14 protein-coding genes and 3 pseudogenes are annotated in these 20,283 nt (G+C 36.9%); 15 read left to right on the forward strand and 2 right to left on the reverse strand.

Annotated features, from left to right (window positions below):
• Positions 1-151 precede the first annotated feature (151 nt).
• Complete coding sequence (locus F6K27_RS12990) at positions 152-1,096, forward strand: transglutaminase family protein (protein ID WP_287273713.1); 945 nt, start codon at positions 152-154, stop codon at positions 1,094-1,096.
• A gap of 114 nt (positions 1,097-1,210) precedes the next feature.
• Here the strand turns inward: F6K27_RS12990 and rdgB are convergent, their stop codons facing one another.
• Positions 1,211-1,816, reverse strand: coding sequence for an RdgB/HAM1 family non-canonical purine NTP pyrophosphatase (gene rdgB / locus F6K27_RS12995; RefSeq protein ID WP_287273712.1), 606 nt, complete (start codon positions 1,814-1,816; stop codon positions 1,211-1,213).
• A gap of 1,081 nt (positions 1,817-2,897) precedes the next feature.
• Here rdgB and F6K27_RS13000 point away from each other — a divergent pair.
• The 5 genes and pseudogenes from F6K27_RS13000 (at position 2,898) to F6K27_RS13020 (ending at position 9,240) form a co-directional block, all read left to right on the forward strand.
• A pseudogene (locus tag F6K27_RS13000) lies at positions 2,898-3,659 on the forward strand (CHAT domain-containing protein).
• 927 nt (positions 3,660-4,586) lie between these two features.
• The gene (gene argF / locus F6K27_RS13005; protein WP_124143771.1) at positions 4,587-5,507 is read left to right on the forward strand and encodes an ornithine carbamoyltransferase; all 921 of its coding nucleotides are present in this window, start codon (positions 4,587-4,589) and stop codon (positions 5,505-5,507) included.
• An 848-nt stretch (positions 5,508-6,355) separates the two neighbouring features.
• Positions 6,356-8,167 (forward strand): sodium:solute symporter family protein, encoded by a 1,812-nt coding sequence (locus F6K27_RS13010; RefSeq protein ID WP_287273711.1) that lies wholly within the window; start codon positions 6,356-6,358, stop codon positions 8,165-8,167.
• Positions 8,168-8,457: 290 nt separating this feature from the next.
• The gene (locus tag F6K27_RS13015; RefSeq protein ID WP_375339680.1) at positions 8,458-8,730 is read left to right on the forward strand and encodes a hypothetical protein; all 273 of its coding nucleotides are present in this window, start codon (positions 8,458-8,460) and stop codon (positions 8,728-8,730) included.
• Between the two features lie 66 nt (positions 8,731-8,796).
• On the forward strand, positions 8,797-9,240 hold the full coding sequence (locus tag F6K27_RS13020; RefSeq protein ID WP_375339681.1) for a GNAT family N-acetyltransferase: 444 nt from the start codon (positions 8,797-8,799) through the stop codon (positions 9,238-9,240).
• Positions 9,241-9,392: 152 nt separating this feature from the next.
• Here the strand turns inward: F6K27_RS13020 and F6K27_RS13025 are convergent, their stop codons facing one another.
• The gene (locus F6K27_RS13025) at positions 9,393-9,761 is read right to left on the reverse strand and encodes a hypothetical protein (RefSeq protein WP_287273709.1); all 369 of its coding nucleotides are present in this window, start codon (positions 9,759-9,761) and stop codon (positions 9,393-9,395) included.
• Positions 9,762-10,037: 276 nt separating this feature from the next.
• Here F6K27_RS13025 and F6K27_RS13030 point away from each other — a divergent pair.
• The 9 genes and pseudogenes from F6K27_RS13030 to F6K27_RS13070 all read left to right on the forward strand — a co-directional run.
• Positions 10,038-10,658 (forward strand): annotated as a pseudogene (locus F6K27_RS13030) (RNA-guided endonuclease InsQ/TnpB family protein); the annotation flags it as partial.
• 228 nt (positions 10,659-10,886) lie between these two features.
• Positions 10,887-11,477, forward strand: a pseudogene (locus F6K27_RS13035) (RNA-guided endonuclease InsQ/TnpB family protein); the annotation flags it as partial.
• 42 nt (positions 11,478-11,519) lie between these two features.
• Positions 11,520-12,839 carry a GTPase family protein gene (locus F6K27_RS13040; RefSeq protein WP_287273707.1) on the forward strand — a complete coding sequence of 440 codons (1,320 nt, stop codon included), beginning with the start codon at positions 11,520-11,522 and terminating at the stop codon, positions 12,837-12,839.
• 1,194 nt (positions 12,840-14,033) lie between these two features.
• Positions 14,034-14,198 (forward strand): hypothetical protein, encoded by a 165-nt coding sequence (locus tag F6K27_RS13045; protein WP_161564691.1) that lies wholly within the window; start codon positions 14,034-14,036, stop codon positions 14,196-14,198.
• An 86-nt stretch (positions 14,199-14,284) separates the two neighbouring features.
• Positions 14,285-14,449, forward strand: coding sequence for a hypothetical protein (locus F6K27_RS13050; protein ID WP_161564690.1), 165 nt, complete (start codon positions 14,285-14,287; stop codon positions 14,447-14,449).
• A 288-nt stretch (positions 14,450-14,737) separates the two neighbouring features.
• Positions 14,738-14,896, forward strand: coding sequence for a hypothetical protein (locus F6K27_RS13055; protein ID WP_287273704.1), 159 nt, complete (start codon positions 14,738-14,740; stop codon positions 14,894-14,896).
• Between the two features lie 102 nt (positions 14,897-14,998).
• On the forward strand, positions 14,999-15,157 hold the full coding sequence (locus tag F6K27_RS13060; RefSeq protein WP_287273702.1) for a hypothetical protein: 159 nt from the start codon (positions 14,999-15,001) through the stop codon (positions 15,155-15,157).
• A gap of 334 nt (positions 15,158-15,491) precedes the next feature.
• Complete coding sequence (locus F6K27_RS13065) at positions 15,492-15,644, forward strand: hypothetical protein (protein ID WP_287273700.1); 153 nt, start codon at positions 15,492-15,494, stop codon at positions 15,642-15,644.
• A gap of 206 nt (positions 15,645-15,850) precedes the next feature.
• Positions 15,851-20,185 (forward strand): AMP-binding protein, encoded by a 4,335-nt coding sequence (locus tag F6K27_RS13070; protein WP_287273698.1) that lies wholly within the window; start codon positions 15,851-15,853, stop codon positions 20,183-20,185.
• Positions 20,186-20,283: the final 98 nt, after the last annotated feature.

Here is a 20,283-nt window from a genome sequence, read left to right on the forward strand (position 1 = left end):
GTAAACAATTTCAAGCTATAAACTGTAAATTATCAATACCATTACAGACATCCTTAAAACTTTAAGGTTTAGCGATCGCCTAATTTATGAAAAATACAGCTCATACAGTTACTTTTATATTACATTGCAAATATCTATGTAACATGTAAAGATGCCAGCGCTCATTGCTATATTTCAAAAAGATGATGTAGAAACAACTATTTTGATGTCTCACCTCTTAATTGGAATTGCTCCTTATATGGAAATTAGAATGATGGAATTTACCGAGGAGATTAAAGTAGCAAAGGATATTGTTACTAATCATTGCGATTTTGACCATCCTTCTATTCGTTATGTAGCTAACCTATTGAAAGGTAAGGATGATTGGGAATCAGCTATCAATATTTGGGATTATGTGAGAACAATGCCTTACCGATTTGGCTTTTGGTTTGTCAAAGCTTCCCAAACGTTTGAATTTGGTTTTGGAATGTGTACGACTAAAGCTAATTTACAGGTAGCATTATTACGGGCACTAGGAATTGAAGCTAAGTACGGTGAAGCTAATGTGGCAGCGAAATACTTGATACCATTTCTACCACCTGCTTATCGGTTTAAGGTTACTAAAAATATTCGGCACTATTTTTGTTTGGTAAATTTAGATGGGAAGTGGTTTCGGAGTGATGCCTCTTTTACTAAAGAGAGTCTACAGTTATTTGCCTATGCTCACCCAGAATATTCCTTTCTTGTTAATAAGAAGTTCACTCGTGGCGAACATTTTGCGGTTGAACGTGAAGGAGAAACCTTAGAATACACCGTCCTTGATGATTTATCTCAGGTGATGTCCAAGCGACCTTTCTACAAAATGGGTAATGTAGAGGCAATGAATATTCTTCTAGATAAAGCCCAAGGAACGTTTAGACCTATACCTATTTGGGTTACATCAACTTCCGAGTTACTTCGTTATCGCCCTCAAGCAGCTTTGATTAAGGCGTTAGCTGGTTCGGTGACAGAGGCTGATACGGTTCGTCGATACTTATTAGAAAGCATAGCACTACAAGCAGGGAATAGGGAACAAAATTGGGTATATTCAGAAAAATCACCTGATGGTGGATTGTGAAATGGTCTTAAGATAGGCGATTGGTATAGACTGATTATGAACCGCAAGACAGGGAAATTTTTTTTCCCACTTTTCCCTGTTCCCTGCTAATCAAAGAAATAGTATCCCAGAAAACTAGGCAAAAATAGCTTTCATCTTAGGTAGTAATACTTGAAAAGCTTGACCGCGATGAGATAGCGATCGCTTCATTTCAGCAGACATTTCCGCAAAAGTCTTTTCTTGTGAAGGAACATAAAAAATGGGGTCGTAACCAAACCCATCATTTCCACGGAGACTATATAGAATTTCTCCACGGCAAATTCCCTCTGTTTCTAATGCAATTGTGCCGTCAGGTCTGGCAATGACAAGAGCGCAGACAAACTGTGCCTGACGATTAGAATTATCTCCCAATTCTGTTAATACTCGCTCTATTTGTTCCGCAACAGTAGGAGCATAACGAGCAGAATAAATACCTGGTCTGCCATCCAAAGCATCTACTGCCAATCCGGAATCATCAGCGATCGCCCATTTTCCAGTAGCTTTGGCCACAACACTAGCTTTGAGGCGAGCATTAGCTAGAAAAGTTTCCTCAGTTTCCTCAACTTCTAAATCTTTTGGTTTTAGTTGTAATTGTAAATTCAAATCTGCTAGATATTCCTGCATTTCTTGAAATTTCCCCGGATTACCAGTAGCGACAACTAGCAATTTAGGAGTAGTTTTTATGGGAGTAATATTTGTCATTATTTTATATAAATATTTATTTTGTCTTAAATAGAATACCACGTTTATCAACTTTAAACAGGCTGAAGTATCCACACTAAGAACAAAGGAAGTTACCATTAGTCAAGAGAAATATAAGCTGAGTTAAGCATCGCTGAAGATAGGTTTAGTAAAATAGGGGAGAGGAGATTAGATAGAATAGAGTAGTAATTTAATCATCTATGCAATATCTAGAACATACCAACAAATATGTAAGCACTCAGCACTCAGCACTCAGCACTCAGCTATCAGCTATTTATTTTAGTTTTAGATAAAGGCTTTATTAATTAAGTCAAAATTACATCTTACTACAAAAGCCGACTTTAAAGGCTATATTCATTGAGAGCAAGTCTTTAAGGTTGGTATATTATTGCTGAAAGCTGACGGCTAATAGCTGAATGCTTACGCAAATATACTTACTTACTGTGTTAATATTATCTTCCAAGGGTATACAAATACTTGAAATCTAGTTTTAAATCTTCAATTCATTAAACCAAGTATTATATGTTCCGAAAATTCTTCTCTCCTAAGAGAAAATACAAAGTTAGTCTAACAATTTTTTGGTTAATTGTTTGCCTAATTATTATGCTTAGTTTTCATTCATAAAAAATCCTTTCAGAAGACATAAATGTAAGTCCGACAGATAGATACAATATGATTTCTAATCTGACTATATCGGAAAAAGTTATGAACATGGAACAAAGGCTGAAAAAATAACTTGAGGATTATTTTGATCGAGAAATTTCAGAAGTTTCAAAAACGGGTAATGACATTGCTCAAAAATTGTTATAAATTAGCCAAAAAAGTAATATAAGACCTGCGGTATTTTGGGCAATTCCTGAATCAAAATATTTACATTTGGTTTTGAATTTATCCTGGAAAAAAAACTTTAGTTCAAGATATTGACTCCCTCAAACGTGAAAGCCTCATTCGTAAAGTCAAATTATTGAATAATGAAATTACTAATCCTCAGATACTTTTCACAAATTCTTACTTAAGTATGGCCTAACAACTTTATAAATCGATAATTAAACCCTTTGAAGCCAATCTTCAAGAAGAAAGAATAGACACAATATTGTTTTGTTTCGGAAAAGGTTTGCGTACTCTACCAATAGCAGCATTACATGATGGAAAACAATTTTTAGTAGAGAAATATAGCCTAGCAATTATTCCTGCATTTAATTTAATCGATTCCAATTATACTCCCATTCAAAAAGCCAGAATTTTGGCAATGGGTGCTTCATAATTTCCTGCTCAAAATCCCTTACCTGCTGTGCCAATTGAACTATCAACAATTGTTAATAGAAACCTCATAAAAAATATCTCAGCTAAAAATATTTCTAGAGGTTAGCCTGGAAAATTATTTCTTAATCAAGACTTCACGTTAAAAAACTTAAAAAATAAACTTTATTCTCAATATTTTAATATTATTCACTTAGCAAATCATGCAGAATTTAAACCCGGAAAACCCGAAAATTCTTATATTCAATTGTGGGATACTCAACTCCATTTAGACGAAATTCAAGAGATTAATTGGAACAATCCTCCTGCAGAATTATTAGTTTTAAGTGCTTGTAAAACAGCCGTTGGAGATCGAGATGTGGAGTTAGGTTTTGCTGGATTAGCTTTACAAGCAGGAGTTCAATCTGTACTAGCAAGTTTGTGGTATGTTAACGATATTGGTACGTTGGTTTTAATGAGTGAATTTTATGAAAAGTTAAAAACAGCAGCAACTAAAGCCGAAACAATCAGAAAAACTAAAATTAAAATGATTCAAGGAGATGTGTATTTAACAAATAAAAAATTGAAATTTTCTAGAGGATAAATTTCTTTACCTCAGAGTTTACAAATATTGGGAGAAACAGATTTTTCTCATCCTTTCTATTGGTCAGGTTTTACTCTTATTAGTAGTCCTTGGTAAATATTTTTATGGTCTTTGAAAATGTAAATTTATTTTTTTATATTTTATAGGAGTTGCTGTGACTACAACTTAAGATTCTGTAAAATTTGATCCTTAATTTGGCTTTTTTTTACAGCACTGAAACATCAGGAATACCGACAAGTAAATATTCTGCATAGTTAATTTCATACATTCTTATTTACTGGTAGTTAACCATTAGCAAATTTAGAACTATATCTCTGGTGGCTGGAAAAAGACTAACATCCAGAGTAGGTCTGAAGATAGTGGCCAAATTTTAGCAGAACAAATAGCAGCTACATCAAGACTCAACCAATAGTCAAAAATTTATGAACCTAGTTATACCAATTTAAAAATAGAATGCTACAAAAAAAAGGCTGAAAATTATGCCTAAAAAGAACCTCTCCAATCCTTTAAGCTACCTATTTAGATTTTTTATGATTTGTTTATTACTTCTTACTTCTTCTTTGCCGATACTATTTGTAAGAAACACTGATCAAATTGGTATTAGGTCTCTGACTGTGGCCTTTATGCTTCGACAGCTGTTTTGGGACTTGACAAAAAATTGTTATAGATTGAACCAAATTAACTTTTAACTTACTAGAGTAAAGACATTATAAAGTCTTAGCTCTAAATAGTTGGTAAATGTAAAACTATACTTATCAAGAAATAGTATTAATTCTAGTAGCTTTGGAATTTGTCATGGCGGGTTTGAAATATAAATAATTTGGTGTAAAAATTTTCACCCCAGTTATGAAACCTGCTTCAACTTTTTGAAGAATTCCAATGTTAACTGAAACAATATAAGTGGTAACCTGACATTAGTGATAAATTATGGATAGTTTAAAAGGACGAAATTTATTAAGTTTAGCAGACTTGAGTTCTGATGAATTAAAAGAAATTTTACAACTGGCAAGCAAACTTAAATCAGGTAAAATAAATCTCAAATGTAATAAAGTCTTGGGGTTATTATTTTCTAAAGCTTCGACACGAACTAGGGTTAGTTTTACCGTGGCAATGTATCAATTGGGAGGTCAAGTTATTGATTTGAATCCTAATGTTACTCAAGTTAGTCGTGGGGAACCTTTGGCTGATACTGCTAGAGTTTTAGACCGATATTTGGATATTTTAGCTATTCGTACTTTTGAGCAAAAAGATTTAGAAACTTTTGCAAGTTATACAAAAATTCCTGTAATTAACGCTCTCACAGATAGGGAACATCCTTGTCAGGTAATGGCTGATTTATTGACCATTCAAGAATGTTTTGGCAAACTAGATGGATTAACTTTAAGTTATTTTGGTGATGGTAATAATATGGCAAATTCTTTACTGTTAGGTTGTGCAATGGTAGGGATGAATGTCAGGATAGCAACTCCACCAAATTATTTACCAAATGTGGAAATTGTGGAGCAAGCAAAAGCTATTACTAATGGTAAGAGTGAAGTTATAGTTACTGAAGATCCCCAAGTGGCAGTTAAGGGTGCTCAGGTACTTTATACTGATGTTTGGGCAAGTATGGGACAAGAAGAGGAAGCTAATAGTCGAATACCTATTTTTCAGCCTTATCAGGTTAATGAAAAGTTGGTAGAAAGTGCAGCAGATGATGCGATCGTGTTGCATTGTTTACCAGCTCATCGGGATGAAGAAATTACTGATGGAGTGATAGAAGGAGAGCGATCGCGAGTTTGGGATCAAGCAGAAAACAGGATGCACGCTCAAAAAGCTTTATTAGTAAGTCTTTTAGGTAGTGATTAGAGTTTACCAACTGGCAAAGTAGTAGGGACTTTTCATGGAAAGTCCCCACCAGTTTTACAGATGTAAAGATATAGCAGAAGGAAGAAGGAAGAAGAAAGAAGAAAGAAGAAAGAAGAAAGAAGGAAGAAAGCAGCTATGCTGTTTGCCCAGCATGACCTAGGAAAGGCAGAAGGAAAAATCTGGCGTTGTCTGAGTTTTAAGCTGTAGATAAAAATAATATTATTCATCCTTATTTTTCTATTCTGTTTGTCACTTATAGAGTTTTTGAACATGCTAAAAAGAAGCATTATTTATTACTAATAATGTTAATTTTTAGAGGTTATTACTTAATTTTTATATGCCGACTATCATCATTATATTATTAAAAAAACCTTCAAATACATAACTTTTAAATTGATTATTTTTTTTGATAAATTCTAAAATATTTAACCTTATACTCATATTACTTTATACTTTTTATCCTTTTTTTTGCTGTGGTTAAAGTAAATATAGCACTAAACTAAATCCGCTTTCATCCACATAATATAAATCTATTATTCCCTTAATTGCGTTTTTTTTACTCATATAGCAGTAGAAGCAAAGGGCGCGGACATATAAAAAGCTTAAAACTCAGACAAAGCAAGATTTTTCCTTCTTTATTCTGCTATATAATTTAGGTTCAGCTTGGCTTTTTAGCATTTTTTTATATGATACTAACCCCTTCCTTTTTTTCTAATCTTTTTATTTAGGATTGCTATAAATAATATAAACAGTAAATTAATCTATAAAATCCATGATATTCTTAAGTTTGAAACTATGTGCTCAAAAAACAGTCACACACACACAGACTCCCAATTAAACACAAATTTATGCAACTAATTGATTGGCTGATTGTTTTAATATACCTCATCTTAACAATGTGGATGGGACTATATCTTTCTCGCAAAGGTTCAAAAAGTTTAGCAGACTTCTTTGTTTCTGGGCGATCGCTTCCTTGGTGGTTAGCTGGCACGAGTATGGCAGCTACAACTTTCTCTATAGATACTCCTCTATATATTACTGGAGTTGTAGCTAACCGAGGAATTGCTGGTAATTGGGAATGGTGGATTTTTGGTATTTCCCATGTAATAATGATTTATATTTTTGCCAGAATGTGGCGACGTTCTGAAGTTATTACTGATGCAGAATTAACTGAACTTCGTTACGGTGGAAATATGGCTGCTATTCTCCGGGGAGTTAAAGCTTTTATCTTTGCTATTCCTATGAATTGTATTGCCATTGGTTATGCTATGTTAGCCATGGTTAAAGTTGTCGAAGCATTAGAAATTTGGCAAAATTTAGGCATTGATGGTAGTGAAAATAATCTCAAATTACTAAGTGTTATAGGTGTCAGTATATTTGTATTAATTTATGCAGGTTTATCCGGTTTATGGGGAGTAGTTGCCACAGACTTTTTCCAATTTTTCTTAGCACTATTTGGAGCAATTATTGTCGCTTTTTTTGCTGTTAATAGTGTCGGTGGCATCCAAGAATTAATAACAAAAGTTCCTGAAGTAATGCCAGACAAAGATATTTTATCCCTTTCACCTTTAACTATTGGTAAAAATGGCGATACTTTGATTAATTTTAGTAAAACAGCAGGCATAACTGCCAGTACATTTTTTGCTTATATTGCCCTTCAATGGTGGTCTTGGCGACGAAGTGATGGAGGTGGAGAATTTGTACAAAGATTTGCAGCAGCGAAAAATGAAACAGAAGCAGAAAAAGCAGCCTGGTTATTTAATATCATGCACTATGTTATTAGAACTTGGCCTTGGATTTTAGTAGCTCTAGCATCCATTGTAATTTACCCTAATTTAGAAGACCGAGAATTGGGTTATCCCAAATTAATGATTGACTTTCTTTCCCCAGGAATTTTAGGTATAGTTGTTGCCTCTTTAGTCGCCGCATTTATGAGTACAGTTTCTACCTCTATTAACTGGGGAGCTTCCTTTATTACTAACGATCTATATAGAAGATTTATTAAACCTGATGCAACTCAACCACAATTAGTTTTAGTGGGGCGACTTTCCTCTCTATTAGTAACAGTTTTAGGAGCAATTGCCGCATTTTTAGCAACAGATGTAGCAACAGTATTTAGATTAGTAATAGCCATCGGAACAGGTTCAGGATTAGTATTAATATTACGTTGGTTTTGGTGTCGGGTGAATGCAGCAGCAGAATTAACCGCTATTGTCGCTAGTTTTTTCGTAGGGATGACAACAAGTTTAGTTCCTGCTTTCAAAATTGAAGACTTTGGTTTGCGAATTATGTTTATTACTGGCACCGTAACATTACTCTGGGTAACAGCAATGTTTTTAACCCCACGAGAGTCTGATACAACTTTAGACGAATTTTATCGACGAACACTTCCCGGTGGCCCTGGTTGGAAACAGCAAAGGATGAAAACAGGTTTATCTCCAGCACAGGATTTAGGTAAAGATTTACAAAAGGTACTCGCATCTATACTATTATTATTTGGGGCACTTTTGGCAACTGGTGGCTTTCTGTTGCTCAAGCCAAACATTGGCTGGATCTTCCTAATTATTGGAGTTCTCGGTTGGGTTTGGTTGCAACAGCTCAATAAGTCGAAAATTTTGCCAATGCCAAGACCAGGATTAGATGATGAGGATTTTTTTTAAGGAGTCAGGAGTCAGGAGTCAGGAGTCAGGAGTTAGGAGCCAGGAGTCGGGAGAGAAGAGGAGGAGAAAGTTTTTGTCGCGGAGCGACAGATCAAGCGCAGTTACCGAAAAATCGTGGTATAGGCGCCTCCCCTTTTAAGGGGATAAAAAGCGGTCGAGAGATGGTGAGGTTTCCTCGCCATATCTAATCGACCAAGAGAAAATAGAATTCCGTATTTCAAGCCTCTTGCTTTCCTACGGAATGCTGCGAAACAGCTAGAGATACTGATAACTGATAACTGATAACTGAAATGACTGCCTACTGCCTACTCCCTCTTACAAAAATTATCAATTCTTTTCCCCTACTGCCTACTGCCTACTCCCTATTTAATAAAAAAACCATGCAAATTTTTCGTCAATATATTGCTCCATTCATAGTCGTAGTTATATTTTTAATTGCTATGGTAGCAGTCAGCGCTCGTATCTTTTTACCAGGGGATCTAGCAGCACCAGCTCCCACAGAGGAATTAAGTTATCCTCAAGAAGAAGCAATGCTATCCACACCCAATGTTCATTTCTGGTAATGTTCAGTGGTTAGCAAGTTAATTCCAAATTACCAACTTCGTAAGGGTTCCGGTATAGACAGAGCAATGCTGGTTAAATTTATGCATTGGACTTATCAAGAACTTTTCCCAGAGCAAAATTTTAGCCATCTTGCTAAAACAGTCGATCGCTATTTATCAACTCAAACTCCTATTTGGTGGGTTGAGGTCATAGATAAACCAGCAACTTCACCAATAGGTTGTCTGTGGTTGGGGAATGCCATAGACCAGGTAGAGGGCGATCGGGTAACTCATATATTTCTGCTGTATGTCTCCCCATCCCATAGACGACTTGGTATCGGTACAGCTTTAGTTACCCATGCAGAAAATTGGGCAAAAGCTAGGGGCGATCGGCAAATTGGTTTGCAAGTGTTTGTCTCTAACCAACCCGCTCTTAATCTTTACCAGAAGTTAGGTTTTCGGTCTGAGTCTATCTTGATGGTAAAATCTTTAAACGAAGGAAGGGGTAAGAATATAGGAAGAGAAAATTGAAAGTTTCTAGGGACGTTGTATGCAACGTCTCTACTCCCACAAACCAGCAATATTATGTAGATAATGTTGTTGTGCCAAATAAACGATTTGTAAAAAGAAATTTTTCTCCAATAAGGAAAATTTTTTTCCGGGGTAACAGAAGCACCTTCTAATCAAATTCTGGAACAGATGATGTATGATTCTCTTCGCTCATAAGAAGTACTCTGTTGGTAAAACCAATTCCAATCTGGACAACATAGAGCTTCCCACCTGGCTCCACCTTGAGGACTTAAGTAGTAACCCATATTTAATTTTCCGTCCAACGCAGCCTTAATTTGGGACAGGGTTAAGACCACATCTGGAGTCCTGACTCCCTCTTTAGTAGTTAGTAGGACTAATATATCCCCATTCTGAAACAAGCGATCGCTTGCTGCTGCTACCTCTGTATGACAAAGTCGCCAATCTGATGCAACATTTTTGAGGAATTCACCATCTTTTAAAACTGAGAAAAGAAGCAAATATTCTACCTTGTGGATAGTCATAAATTTTAGAAAAAGTGATGATTCTAGTAGTGCAAAACAATTCTAAAAAAATCTACAAAAAGGAAATTGGAAACTTGTGCCTAGAAAGAGCTTCTCTACATGATAAACTTAAAATCAGAATAAAATTTATTTCAAATCATTTATAAAATAAGTCCACTTACCGAAAAAATTGGGTTTAAAGCCCCGTCCTAGAAGGACGGCTTTTCTTAGAACTAGACTTGATAGTTTTCGTCAGGCGTGTTAGCGTAAGATTATATCGAAGGAGGTCGAGATTCGATGATCATTATTGAGTTCAAAGCATACGGCAAAGTTAACCAATATGCAGCTATTGATGAAGCTATTCGGACGGTTAAATTTATCCGAAACAGCTGTATTCGCCTGTGGATGGATAAGAAGGGAACAGGAAAGTACGACCTTAGTAAATACTGCAAGATACTGGCCAAAGAATTCCCTTTTGCTAATGAATTGAACTCAACAGCTCGACAGGCTGCGGCTGAGAGAGCATGGTCATCAATTTCTCGTTTCTTTGAAAATTGCAAAAAGAAAGTACCTGGAAAGAAAGGGTTCCCCCGATTCCAGAAGCATTGTAGATCGGTCGAATATAAGCAGTCAGGATGGAAAATATCCCCTGACAAAAAGTCGATCACTTTCAGCGACAAGAAGGGAATTGGGAAGCTAAAACTCAAAGGTACGTGGGACTTGTGGCGCTTCGACAAGAAGCAGGTTAAGCGAGTTCGCATAGTCAAAAGGGCTGACGGCTACTATGTTCAGTTTTGCGTCTCTGTCGATGTCACGGAGCAATTAAATCCTGCTGACGCGACTGTGGGACTGGATGTAGGACTAAAAGAGTTCTATACTGATTCCAGAGGAAACACCGAACCTAATCCCCGTTTTTATAGAACCCATTTGAGATCTATATAATTATGGTAGTCAAGTCTTTTCGCGCATTAATTTTGAGGAAAATTCAGTTGAAGGAGTGTTGAATTTTTTGTATTATCTCTCCCCAAATCTTCCCTCTTAACCTTTTCTCTCTTACCTTCTGTCTCCTGTCTCCTGTCTCCAGTATAGCTGTCTCCTAGTCAAAAAAACTTGATATTTATATGAAGATACGGTTAGGGGTTCTATAGGACTGGGGAGAAACGTTTAAAGTTTGATCAGCGCAGAGTTTCTCGGAAAAAGAAAGGCTCATCCAATCGTAAGAAGGCAGTTAATAGACTAGGTAGACAACACCTTAAAATAAGTAGACAACGTGAAGAGCACGCCAAGAGACTGGCGCGCTGCGTAATCCAGTCTAATGACTTGGTCGCCTACGAAGATTTGAGAGTTAAGAATTTGGTTAAAAACCACTGTCTAGCTAAGTCTATTAATGACGCAGGTTGGTATCAATTTAGAAAATGGTTAGAGCATTTTGGCACTAAATTTGGCAGAGTCACAGTTGCTGTAAATCCTGCATATACTAGCCAAAACTGCTCTGAGTGCGGCGAGGTAGTGAAGAAGTCGCTATCAACTAGGACTCACGTCTGTAAATGTGGTTGCAAGTTAGACCGCGACCACAACGCCGCAATCAACATTCTAAACATAGCCTTGGGTACGGTGGGGCACGCCGGAACCTGGATCATTGATCCGAACGCTTTGGGAGATCTGTCCTCTACTTTTCCTGACTCCGGTCTGGTTGAGCAAGACGGGTCGTCGATCAAAGAATCCCCGTCCTTCTAGGACGGGGAGTGTCAACCTATAGATTTACCTACTATATTCAGAATGACTGAGGAACATGATATAAACCAAACAACAACTGATTCGGAACAGTTTCATCAACCGACTGAAGATCAAAAAAAAGACTCTTGGAAAAATCGTATCGCTGAAGTTTGGAATGATACCAGCAACCGTGTAATGAAACTGTTACCCGTAGACCGGGCAGCACAAACATTAGTGCAATGGTTTAGCATTGATGAAGCCAAAGTAGCCGAAATATTAACAAAAGTACGCGCAGAACTTCCCACCACTGAAGCACTATTAATTGGTAAACCCCAAGCAGGTAAAAGTTCCATTGTACGAGCTTTAACAGGAGTTTCTCCAGAAATAGTCGGTCAAGGATTTCGCCCTCATACCCAACATACCGAACGTTATGCTTATCCTTCCGACGATTTGCCCTTATTGATTTTCACTGATACTGTGGGGTTGGGAGATGTAAAACAGGAAACACCAGTTATTATTGACGAACTCCTCGGAGAGTTACAGCAAGAAAGTAACCGCGCTAGAATCTTGATTTTGACCGTAAAAATAAATGATTTTGCTACTGATACATTACGACAGATAGCAGAACAGTTGCGACAAGAATATCCAAATATTCCTTGTCTTTTAGCAGTAACTTGTCTCCATGAAGTTTATCCTAACCCTACTGATGACCATCCCAAATACCCTCCAGAATATGAAGAAATAAACCGTGCTTTTGTTTCTATTCAGGAAGATTTTGGGAAGTTGAGCGATCGCTCTGTACTTATCGATTTTACCCTAGAAGAGGATGACTATAATCCTGTATTTTATGGTTTAGAAGCCTTTCGAGATAGTTTAGCAGAATTACTTCCAGAAGCAGAAGCACAAACAATTTATCAATTATTAGACGAACAAGCAAGCAAACAACTGGGTAATATTTATCGAGATGTGGGGCGACGTTATATTTTATCATTTACTATTATGGCAGCCACCGTAGCAGCAGTACCTCTACCTTTTGCCACAATGCCAGTATTAACAGCGTTGCAAGTGTCCATGGTAGGTTTATTAGGAAATTTGTATGGGCAAACAATATCCCCATCTCAAGCAGGAGGAGTTGTTAGTGTGATTGGTGGAGGTTTTGTCGCTCAAGCAGTGGGGCGAGAGTTAGTGAAATTTATACCAGGATTTGGTAGCGCGATCGCTGCTTCTTGGGCAGCTGCATATACTTGGGCGTTAGGTGAAAGTGCTTGTGTTTATTTCGGAGATTTGATGGGTGGGAAAAAGCCAGATCCAAAGAAAATTCAAGGTGTTATGCAGGAGGCGTTTGAGTCAGCGAAAGATAGATTTAAAGGGATGAAAAGTTGAGTAGAAATTGCACTTAGGAGCCATGTAAAAATAAGTTGTACAAATTTTATCTGGGATAAATTGTGAAATATAGCTTCTATCAAAAAAACTGTTCAGGTTATTTTTGCACGAGTCCTTAGTATCACGCCCGCTCGGGTAGTGCGTTCATAAAGTTCTTAGGTGGTAGGTGTAATATCATGTCCGGTTGAATACTTACACTTTGGAGAAGGTAAGGCAGCTATGCTGGAGGCTGGAGGCAGAAGGAAAGAAAAGGTTAGAAGGGAAAAGGTTTTTGATCACGCTATTATCCGGACATGATATATAGCGCTGTGCGCAGGGAACAGGCAACAGGGAACAGGGAACAGGCAACAGGGAACAGGGAACAGGGGGAATAAATTGCCGATCATATAAGACTTCTAGCTCTTTTGCCCCTACTACAATTTGTAAATATACCAGCGCTCATTGCTATAAATTCAAGAGGGAACACTGGAAACGGAGCAAAAATTTGGGATATTCCTGTAGTGTATCAAGAAAGTGTGGGAATGGTAAAATTATCATTGTCCCTCAATACTTTCTATTCTAATAGACATCTCCAGAAAAGAGGCAGTAGGCAGCTTTGCTGTAGGCAGTAGGGAACCCACCCCTAACCCCTCCCCCTCCCAGGAGGGGAAATAATTGATATATCTAGTGTGATAATTGATTTGATTTTTTATTATAGGAGATGTCTAATATAGCGCTGTGCGCAGGCAACAGGCAACAGGCAACAGGCAACAGGGGGAATAAATTGCCGATAATATAAGAATCTATCCCATTAATAGTCAAATTATGATGAAGCTATCCCACTATTTTTAACAAGTTTATTTGTTTAAGTAAAATGTGTTTTAAAAGCTTGATTTTTCGTTTTTAACTATCAACATGCAAAAGTCTTATTAGTGGGATAGGTTCTTTGTAATTCTCTCTCCTCCTGACTCCTGACTCCCCTTCCTGGGAGGGGCGCGCGGGTGGGTTGACTCCTAAGTAATTAGGATTAATATCATACACGTGCTTCAGCAACGCCGAGAAAAGTAGCCTAGTTTGATGAAGATTTGATGAAGATGTAGCCTAGTTTGATGAAGATTTGATGAAGATTTGATTAAAATTATAACTTCCTATTGCTTTTGTTTTTTTTTAAGATTATCGTTGTGATTAAAGATAACCAAATAAAAGGAAACAACCATGAAAAGTCTTAACTATAGCCAACTCAACCCAGAGCAAAAACAACAAATCAGCAATTTAATTGCACAGATGGAAGGGCAACAACAAAATAGCAACTGTGCTGTTCGCTTCGTTGCTCGCGGCGCTACTGGTGGTGAGTTTGGTGGCGGCCCTATTCTTAACTAATAGAGTAGACTAAAATCAAGGATTTGATCTAGCCTTCTCCCAAATAGATCGACATTGAAATGCCTCAATAATAAAAGGAAACAACCATGAAAAGTCTTAACTATAGCCAACTCAACCCAGAACAAAAAGAACAAATCAGCAATTTAATTGCACAGATGGAAGGGCAACAACAAAATAGCAACTGTGCTGTTCGCTTCGTTGCTCGCGGCGCTACTGGTGGTGAGTTTGGCGGCGGCCCTATTTTTGACTAATAGAGTAGACCAAAATCAAGGATTTGATCTAGCCTTCTCCCAAATAGATCGACATTGAAATGCTGTTGGTTTAACCATGAATACCTATGGATAAGTAACCAACTAAAATAGTAGGGACGTTGTATAAAACGTCCCATATTAAAATTTGATCTCTCCATGAATATCAGTAAATTTTCGGATATAGTAAGCTAGTTTTATGAAGATTTGATGAAGATTCTCATTTCCTATTGCTTTTGTTTTTTTGTGAGATTATAGTCGTCATTAAAAATACCCAAATCAAAGGAAATAATGATCAACAGCATTAACTATAGCCAACTCAACCCAGAACAAAAACAACAAGTCAGCAATTTAATAGCTCAGATGGAAGGACAACAAGAAAATAGCAACCCTGCTGTTCGTTTTGTTACTTACTCCCCTCAGCATGGTGGTGAGTTTGGCAGCAAGTAGATGTAGACATATGAAGATTTGATGAAGATTCTCATTTCCTATTGCTTTTGTTTTTTTGTGAGATTATAGTCGTCATTAAAAATACCCAAATCAAAGGAAATAATGATCAACAGCATTAACTATAGCCAACTCAACCCAGAGCAAAAAGAACAAGTCAGCAATTTAATTGCACAGATGGAAGGGCAACAACAAAATAGCAACTCTGCTGTTAGCTTCGTTACTTACTCCCCTAGTTTTGGTGGTGAGTTTGGCAGCAAGTAGATGTAGGCAGGGGAAAATAGTTGATTTTACCTAGCCTTTTCCCAATTATAGATCGAGATTGAAATGTCTCAATTAATTTGAGAAGTGCGGTTAGTTCAATCATGAATACCTATGGATAAGTAACCAACTCAAATAGTAGGGACGTTGTATACAACGTCCCATATTAAAATTTTATCTCTAAATTCCTACCATGAATATCAGTAAATTTTCGGATATAGTAAGCTAGTTTTATGAAGATTTGGTGAAGATTCTCATTTCCTATTGCTTTTGTTTTTTTCTGAGATTATAGTTGTTATTTCAAAGATACCTCAATAAAAAATAAAAGGAAACAACCATGAAAACCATTAACTATAGCCAACTCAACCAAGAGCAAAAAGAACAAGTCAGCAATTTAATAGCTCAGATGGAAGGACAACAAGAAAATAGCAACCCTGCTGTTCGTTTTGTTACTTATTCCCCTAGTCGTGGTGGTGAGTTGGCCAGCTAGCACATATAGGCAGGGAAAAATTCTTGATTTTCCTTAGCCTTTTCCCAAATAGAGCAAGATTGAAATGCCTCAGTGAATTTGAGAAATTTGGTTACTTCAAAAATACCCATAGACTAAGTAACCCTGTCAAACAGTAGGGACGTTGTATACAACGTCCCTATACTATTAAAATCTAAAAGTAAAGTGATTTATCAGATGGAACTGTAATGTCAATAAACACAGAGCTAGAACTGAAAACAAGTAAAGAGCAAGAAGAATTTGGTCAATCAAGTTTTTTTTGGACTGACTCCAAACTTTTTGACGATCGCCAACAGCAAAATATTAATACCCTGATTGCCATACAACAAGTCCTGATGCGTCACCCTAAATTTGCGGATTCTCAGGAAGACACTTCAGAGATTAAAGAATTTTTAGAAGTTTATCATAAAATCGCTACAGAAGCATCAGAAAAATTTCCCTTAATCTGGTCTGATCCTTTTGCTTATCATTGGTGTCAATTAACGTTCGATCTAGTCACAGCAACCATAACCAAAAAACCTTTACCCCTCGTTACTCAGGAATATTGTCAGGGAATTCAACAAAAAACACCCCTGCAAGCACTAATAGTTCACCTAAATCAGTTTAAGTTATTTGCACTTGCTTACGGTTTTCTGTCTCAGCAAAGTTATCAATTTAAAACCCCTTTAATTTGTCATTTACCAGTAGCAATTCCAGGTACATCTCTTTACCTAGAAGGGAATGGAAAAATAGAAATTTACGGTATTAATTCAGAAAAATTAGAAGTTGTAGTCACAAACAACAAACAAACTCTAGAATTAATTCCCAATGCAACATTAGCTGACGAAAATTTGAAAGTAGGTAAATGCCCAACTGTTGAACTTCCCAGTCGGGAATTACGATTTCAACCTTATTGTTTTAATTCTCCAGCTTTTCCAGATGGTCAAGCAGTTGTTGAAGCAGGAATGAAGTATCAGGGGCAATATGTCACTCTAGTCAAAGATGGACTAGCACTGATTGAGCAATATCATCCTCAGAGTTTTGAGCAATTGCATTATTTTATGCAGGTATTAGCTCTCAAACCGATAGGTGTAGGAAATTTCACCAACCTCAGTAGCTCAGATTTTTCTGGCGCTCTAATTTGTAGCGTGATTGAAAATCCTTATAGATTAGCTGATAACTTTATTCACGAGTTTCACCATAATCGCTTATTCTTGATTGAACAAAATAATCCTCTTTTGTTGGATTCGGTTGAAGATGCTCAAGCTAACAATTTATATTATTCGCCTTGGCGTTTAGATTTGCGTCCCCTACGAGGGATTTTCCATGCCATATATGTTTATACACCCGTTGCTCAGTTCTGGTTAAATGTTTATCGAGCAAACCCTACTGGTGAACTTTTAGACTTTACCAAAAGTCAACTTATTAAGATTCCTTTACAACTGCAAATCGGACTTGAGCAGTTGCGCAAATATGCCAAATTCACTCCGGTAGGTCAGGATCTTTTTAATGAATTAGAAAGACAACTTGCTCAGATTAACCAAGAAATTGCTCAACTTCAAATCCCCTCAGATGTTCCAGACTTAGACTTTCAACGAAATGGGTCTTTTCTTTATAATCTACGACCGGGAACTGCCCAATTTTTGACAGTTAAAGAAGCAACGTTAAATCACATCAAGCGTTTTGATTATTTTCAACAAATTGATACTCAATTACAAGCAAATTTAAGTTTAGATGGGTTCTCTAAGAATGGAATAGAAGAAAAATTAGCAGCGATCGCCTACGGGGAAAGACTAACAGGAACTTTTGAGGTCATACCCTCCCTAGCAGAAACTTTAAAACAAAAAGTCGATCGCTTTTCTGAAAGTCAACTGATTGATTTGAGGGAAGAGCAGGGAGTAACCAGAACCTATGGCGACTTGTGGCAACAGTCTACAACTTTACTCAGTTACTTACAAGCGCAAGGTTTATCTCCTGGAGACTTTATTATTATTCATGTTGAACATTGTGATGATTTTATAGTAGCGGTTTGGAGTTGTTTTTTGGGTGGTTTTGTCGCCGTACCTGCGGCAATTTCTCCCAATAGTTCTAACGCAACTTCTCAAAATGCCAAACTGCAACAGGTTTGGCAAGGGTTAGATAATCCTGTAATTTTGACCACCAAGAATCTGACAGAAACAATTAACGATATTCTCAAAGATTCTACTCCTAACCTACTAACTATCGAAAAATCTCAAGAATTTGCTCCGAGTCAGAATTTCCATTCCAACCAACCTGAAGATTTAGCTCTATTGCTCACCAGTTCGGGTACAACAGGTACTCCAAAACTGATTTCTTTTGATGCGGTTACAGTTATTAGCCAATTTTTGTCAGGAAATGAGAAATCCGATCCGTCTTACTGCTCGTTGACTTGGGTTCCTTTTGATAATGCTTCAGGATTTGGTATTGTTAACCCAAGATTGGGTAAAAATCTTTATCTTCCCGCAGAACGCTTTTTCGGAAACCCTATACTTTGGTTAGATATTGTCGATCAATACAAGGTGAAGGGAACGGTCTTAACGAATTTTGCCATGACACAGATTATGGAGCAAATTCAGGAAATTTCCGAACCTCACTGGGATTTGACTTCAATCGAAACCATTGGTTTAGGTGCAGAAAAAATTGTGCCTCAAACTTGCCGTTCTTTTTTACAGACCTTACAAACATTGGGATTGGGTGCGGATGTCCTTAATGTTGGTTATGGTCTTTCTGAAACGGGAGTTGTTGCTAGTAACCGTGAGTGGATAGCAATGGGTTATAACCAGCGTGGCGAACAATTTGTGCAAATTGGTCAACCTTTACCGGGTTGTGGAATTCGTATTGTTGATGATCAGAATAATTTACTCAGTGAGGGTGAGGTTGGTCGTATTCAGATTTGGGGTGTCAACAGAACTGGTGTATATTACAATAATCCAACATTGAATAGGACGCTTTTTACAGAAGATGGTTGGTTGAATACTGGAGATTTAGGATTTCTCAATCACAATTACCTGACGGTGACAGGACGAGAAAAGGAGATCGTCATTATCAATGGTAAGAATTATTCCTGTCAGGAAATTGAATTAGTAGTCGAAGCAGTTGAAGGGGTTGAACCTTCTTATACTGTTGCCTGTAATATTCGACAACAAGAAAGTGATACTGATGAGTTAGCTATTTTCTTCAATACACTAATTACGGAAGAAAGTCAATTAGCCAATTTAGCTAAACAAATTCGGGGAAAAGTAACTCAAACCTTGGGTATAAATCCCAATTATATAGTTTTAACTGAAAAATCAGCGATTCCGAGAACAGCAACGGGTAAAATTAAACGCTTACAACTTAAACAGAGTTTGGAAACTGGTGAATTTGATGCCATCATCAAATGGATAGATGCACTCATTCAGCAAACGTTAGAACATACATTTGTTGGTCCTCGCAACGAATTAGAACGCCAACTGACTCAGATTTGGGAAAAAGTTTTAGGAATTCAACCTATCGGAATCTATAATAATTTCTTCGATTTAGGAGGACAGTCTATCTTAGCAGTTAAACTATTGGCTGAAATTGAAAAAACTGTTCACAAAGATATACCTTTAGCTGCTCTGTTTCAAGCTCCAACAGTTGAAAAACTAGCGAAAATTTTATCTGAAGAGAAATGGTCATCATCTTGGCAATCATTAGTGCCTATTCAACCACTGGGGGATAAAACACCGTTATTCGCTATTCATCTTCTCGGTGAAGGTTTAAGTTTTTACCGACCTTTGGCAAGTTACTTGGGTCAAAGACAACCAATTTATGGGCTAAATTATGGATTAGCGGCAAAAAAAGGGAAAGAAGAAAAAGTTTCTCTACCTCCTACTAAAGATTTAGCAGCTCACTACATTCAAGAAATGCAAGCTTTTCAACCCCAAGGACCTTATATATTATTAGGTGTATCTAATGGAGGAAATGTAGCTTTTGAAATGGCAAAACAGCTTCACGCACAAGGTCAAACAGTTGCCAAGTTAATTTTGTTTGATACCATACATCCAAATGTTAAGCTTCCCCCAAACTGGAACAAGATTTCTCGTTTCCAGAAATTAATTTTAAATGTGATACGAAATATTGATATTCATTGGGGTAATTTTCTATTATTTGAACCTCAAGATAGACTACCTTACTTATTCGACAAGGTACAAAAATTGTTAACTAAGTTGTTTACCCAATTTCCTAAAAAATTATATCTATCTATTAGGTCATCAACTTCTAATGTTACTAAAAAGCATCACAAAATAAATTCTCCGTCTGTATCTCCTAAATGCTATATACCACATTCATATCCGGGTAAAATAACTCTTTTTAAAGCTAAACATACAACTATAACATCTTCCGATCCTACAAATGGATGGGAAGGTGTAGCTGAAGAAGGACTAGAAATTTATAACATTCATGGCGCTCATAGTAAGATTCTCTCAGAACCCAGTGTGCGCATCTTAGCTGAAAAAATGAGGTCTTGTCTACAAAGCACTCTAGACATTGACTCATAATTTACATCTTTCCATCCAGGGGTTAGTTCTTTCTATGACCCATCTAGCTTTAACTGGAACAATTCCTGTTTTTCCTTGCTTTTCTTTGTCTACTTAGG

The organism is Okeania sp. SIO2F5, from assembly GCF_010692685.1.
Taxonomy (GTDB): Bacteria; Cyanobacteriota; Cyanobacteriia; order Cyanobacteriales; family Microcoleaceae; genus Okeania; species Okeania hirsuta.

What these genes read in the sequence shown, in the direction of transcription:
- F6K27_RS13065 (WP_287273700.1), top strand. Translation starts at nt 15,492, where the DNA reads ATGAAAACCATTAACTATAGCCAACTCAACCAAGAGCAAAAAGAACAA.
- F6K27_RS13015 (WP_375339680.1), top strand. Translation starts at nt 8,458, where the DNA reads ATGACTGCCTACTGCCTACTCCCTCTTACAAAAATTATCAATTCTTTT.
- F6K27_RS13050 (WP_161564690.1), top strand. Translation starts at nt 14,285, where the DNA reads ATGAAAAGTCTTAACTATAGCCAACTCAACCCAGAACAAAAAGAACAA.
- F6K27_RS13055 (WP_287273704.1), top strand. Translation starts at nt 14,738, where the DNA reads ATGATCAACAGCATTAACTATAGCCAACTCAACCCAGAACAAAAACAA.
- F6K27_RS13025 (WP_287273709.1), bottom strand. Translation starts at nt 9,761, where the DNA reads ATGACTATCCACAAGGTAGAATATTTGCTTCTTTTCTCAGTTTTAAAA.
- argF (WP_124143771.1), top strand. Translation starts at nt 4,587, where the DNA reads ATGGATAGTTTAAAAGGACGAAATTTATTAAGTTTAGCAGACTTGAGT.
- F6K27_RS13070 (WP_287273698.1), top strand. Translation starts at nt 15,851, where the DNA reads ATGTCAATAAACACAGAGCTAGAACTGAAAACAAGTAAAGAGCAAGAA.
- F6K27_RS13040 (WP_287273707.1), top strand. Translation starts at nt 11,520, where the DNA reads ATGACTGAGGAACATGATATAAACCAAACAACAACTGATTCGGAACAG.
- F6K27_RS13045 (WP_161564691.1), top strand. Translation starts at nt 14,034, where the DNA reads ATGAAAAGTCTTAACTATAGCCAACTCAACCCAGAGCAAAAACAACAA.
- rdgB (WP_287273712.1), bottom strand. Translation starts at nt 1,816, where the DNA reads ATGACAAATATTACTCCCATAAAAACTACTCCTAAATTGCTAGTTGTC.
- F6K27_RS13060 (WP_287273702.1), top strand. Translation starts at nt 14,999, where the DNA reads ATGATCAACAGCATTAACTATAGCCAACTCAACCCAGAGCAAAAAGAA.
- F6K27_RS13010 (WP_287273711.1), top strand. Translation starts at nt 6,356, where the DNA reads ATGCAACTAATTGATTGGCTGATTGTTTTAATATACCTCATCTTAACA.
- F6K27_RS13020 (WP_375339681.1), top strand. Translation starts at nt 8,797, where the DNA reads ATGCTGGTTAAATTTATGCATTGGACTTATCAAGAACTTTTCCCAGAG.
- F6K27_RS12990 (WP_287273713.1), top strand. Translation starts at nt 152, where the DNA reads ATGCCAGCGCTCATTGCTATATTTCAAAAAGATGATGTAGAAACAACT.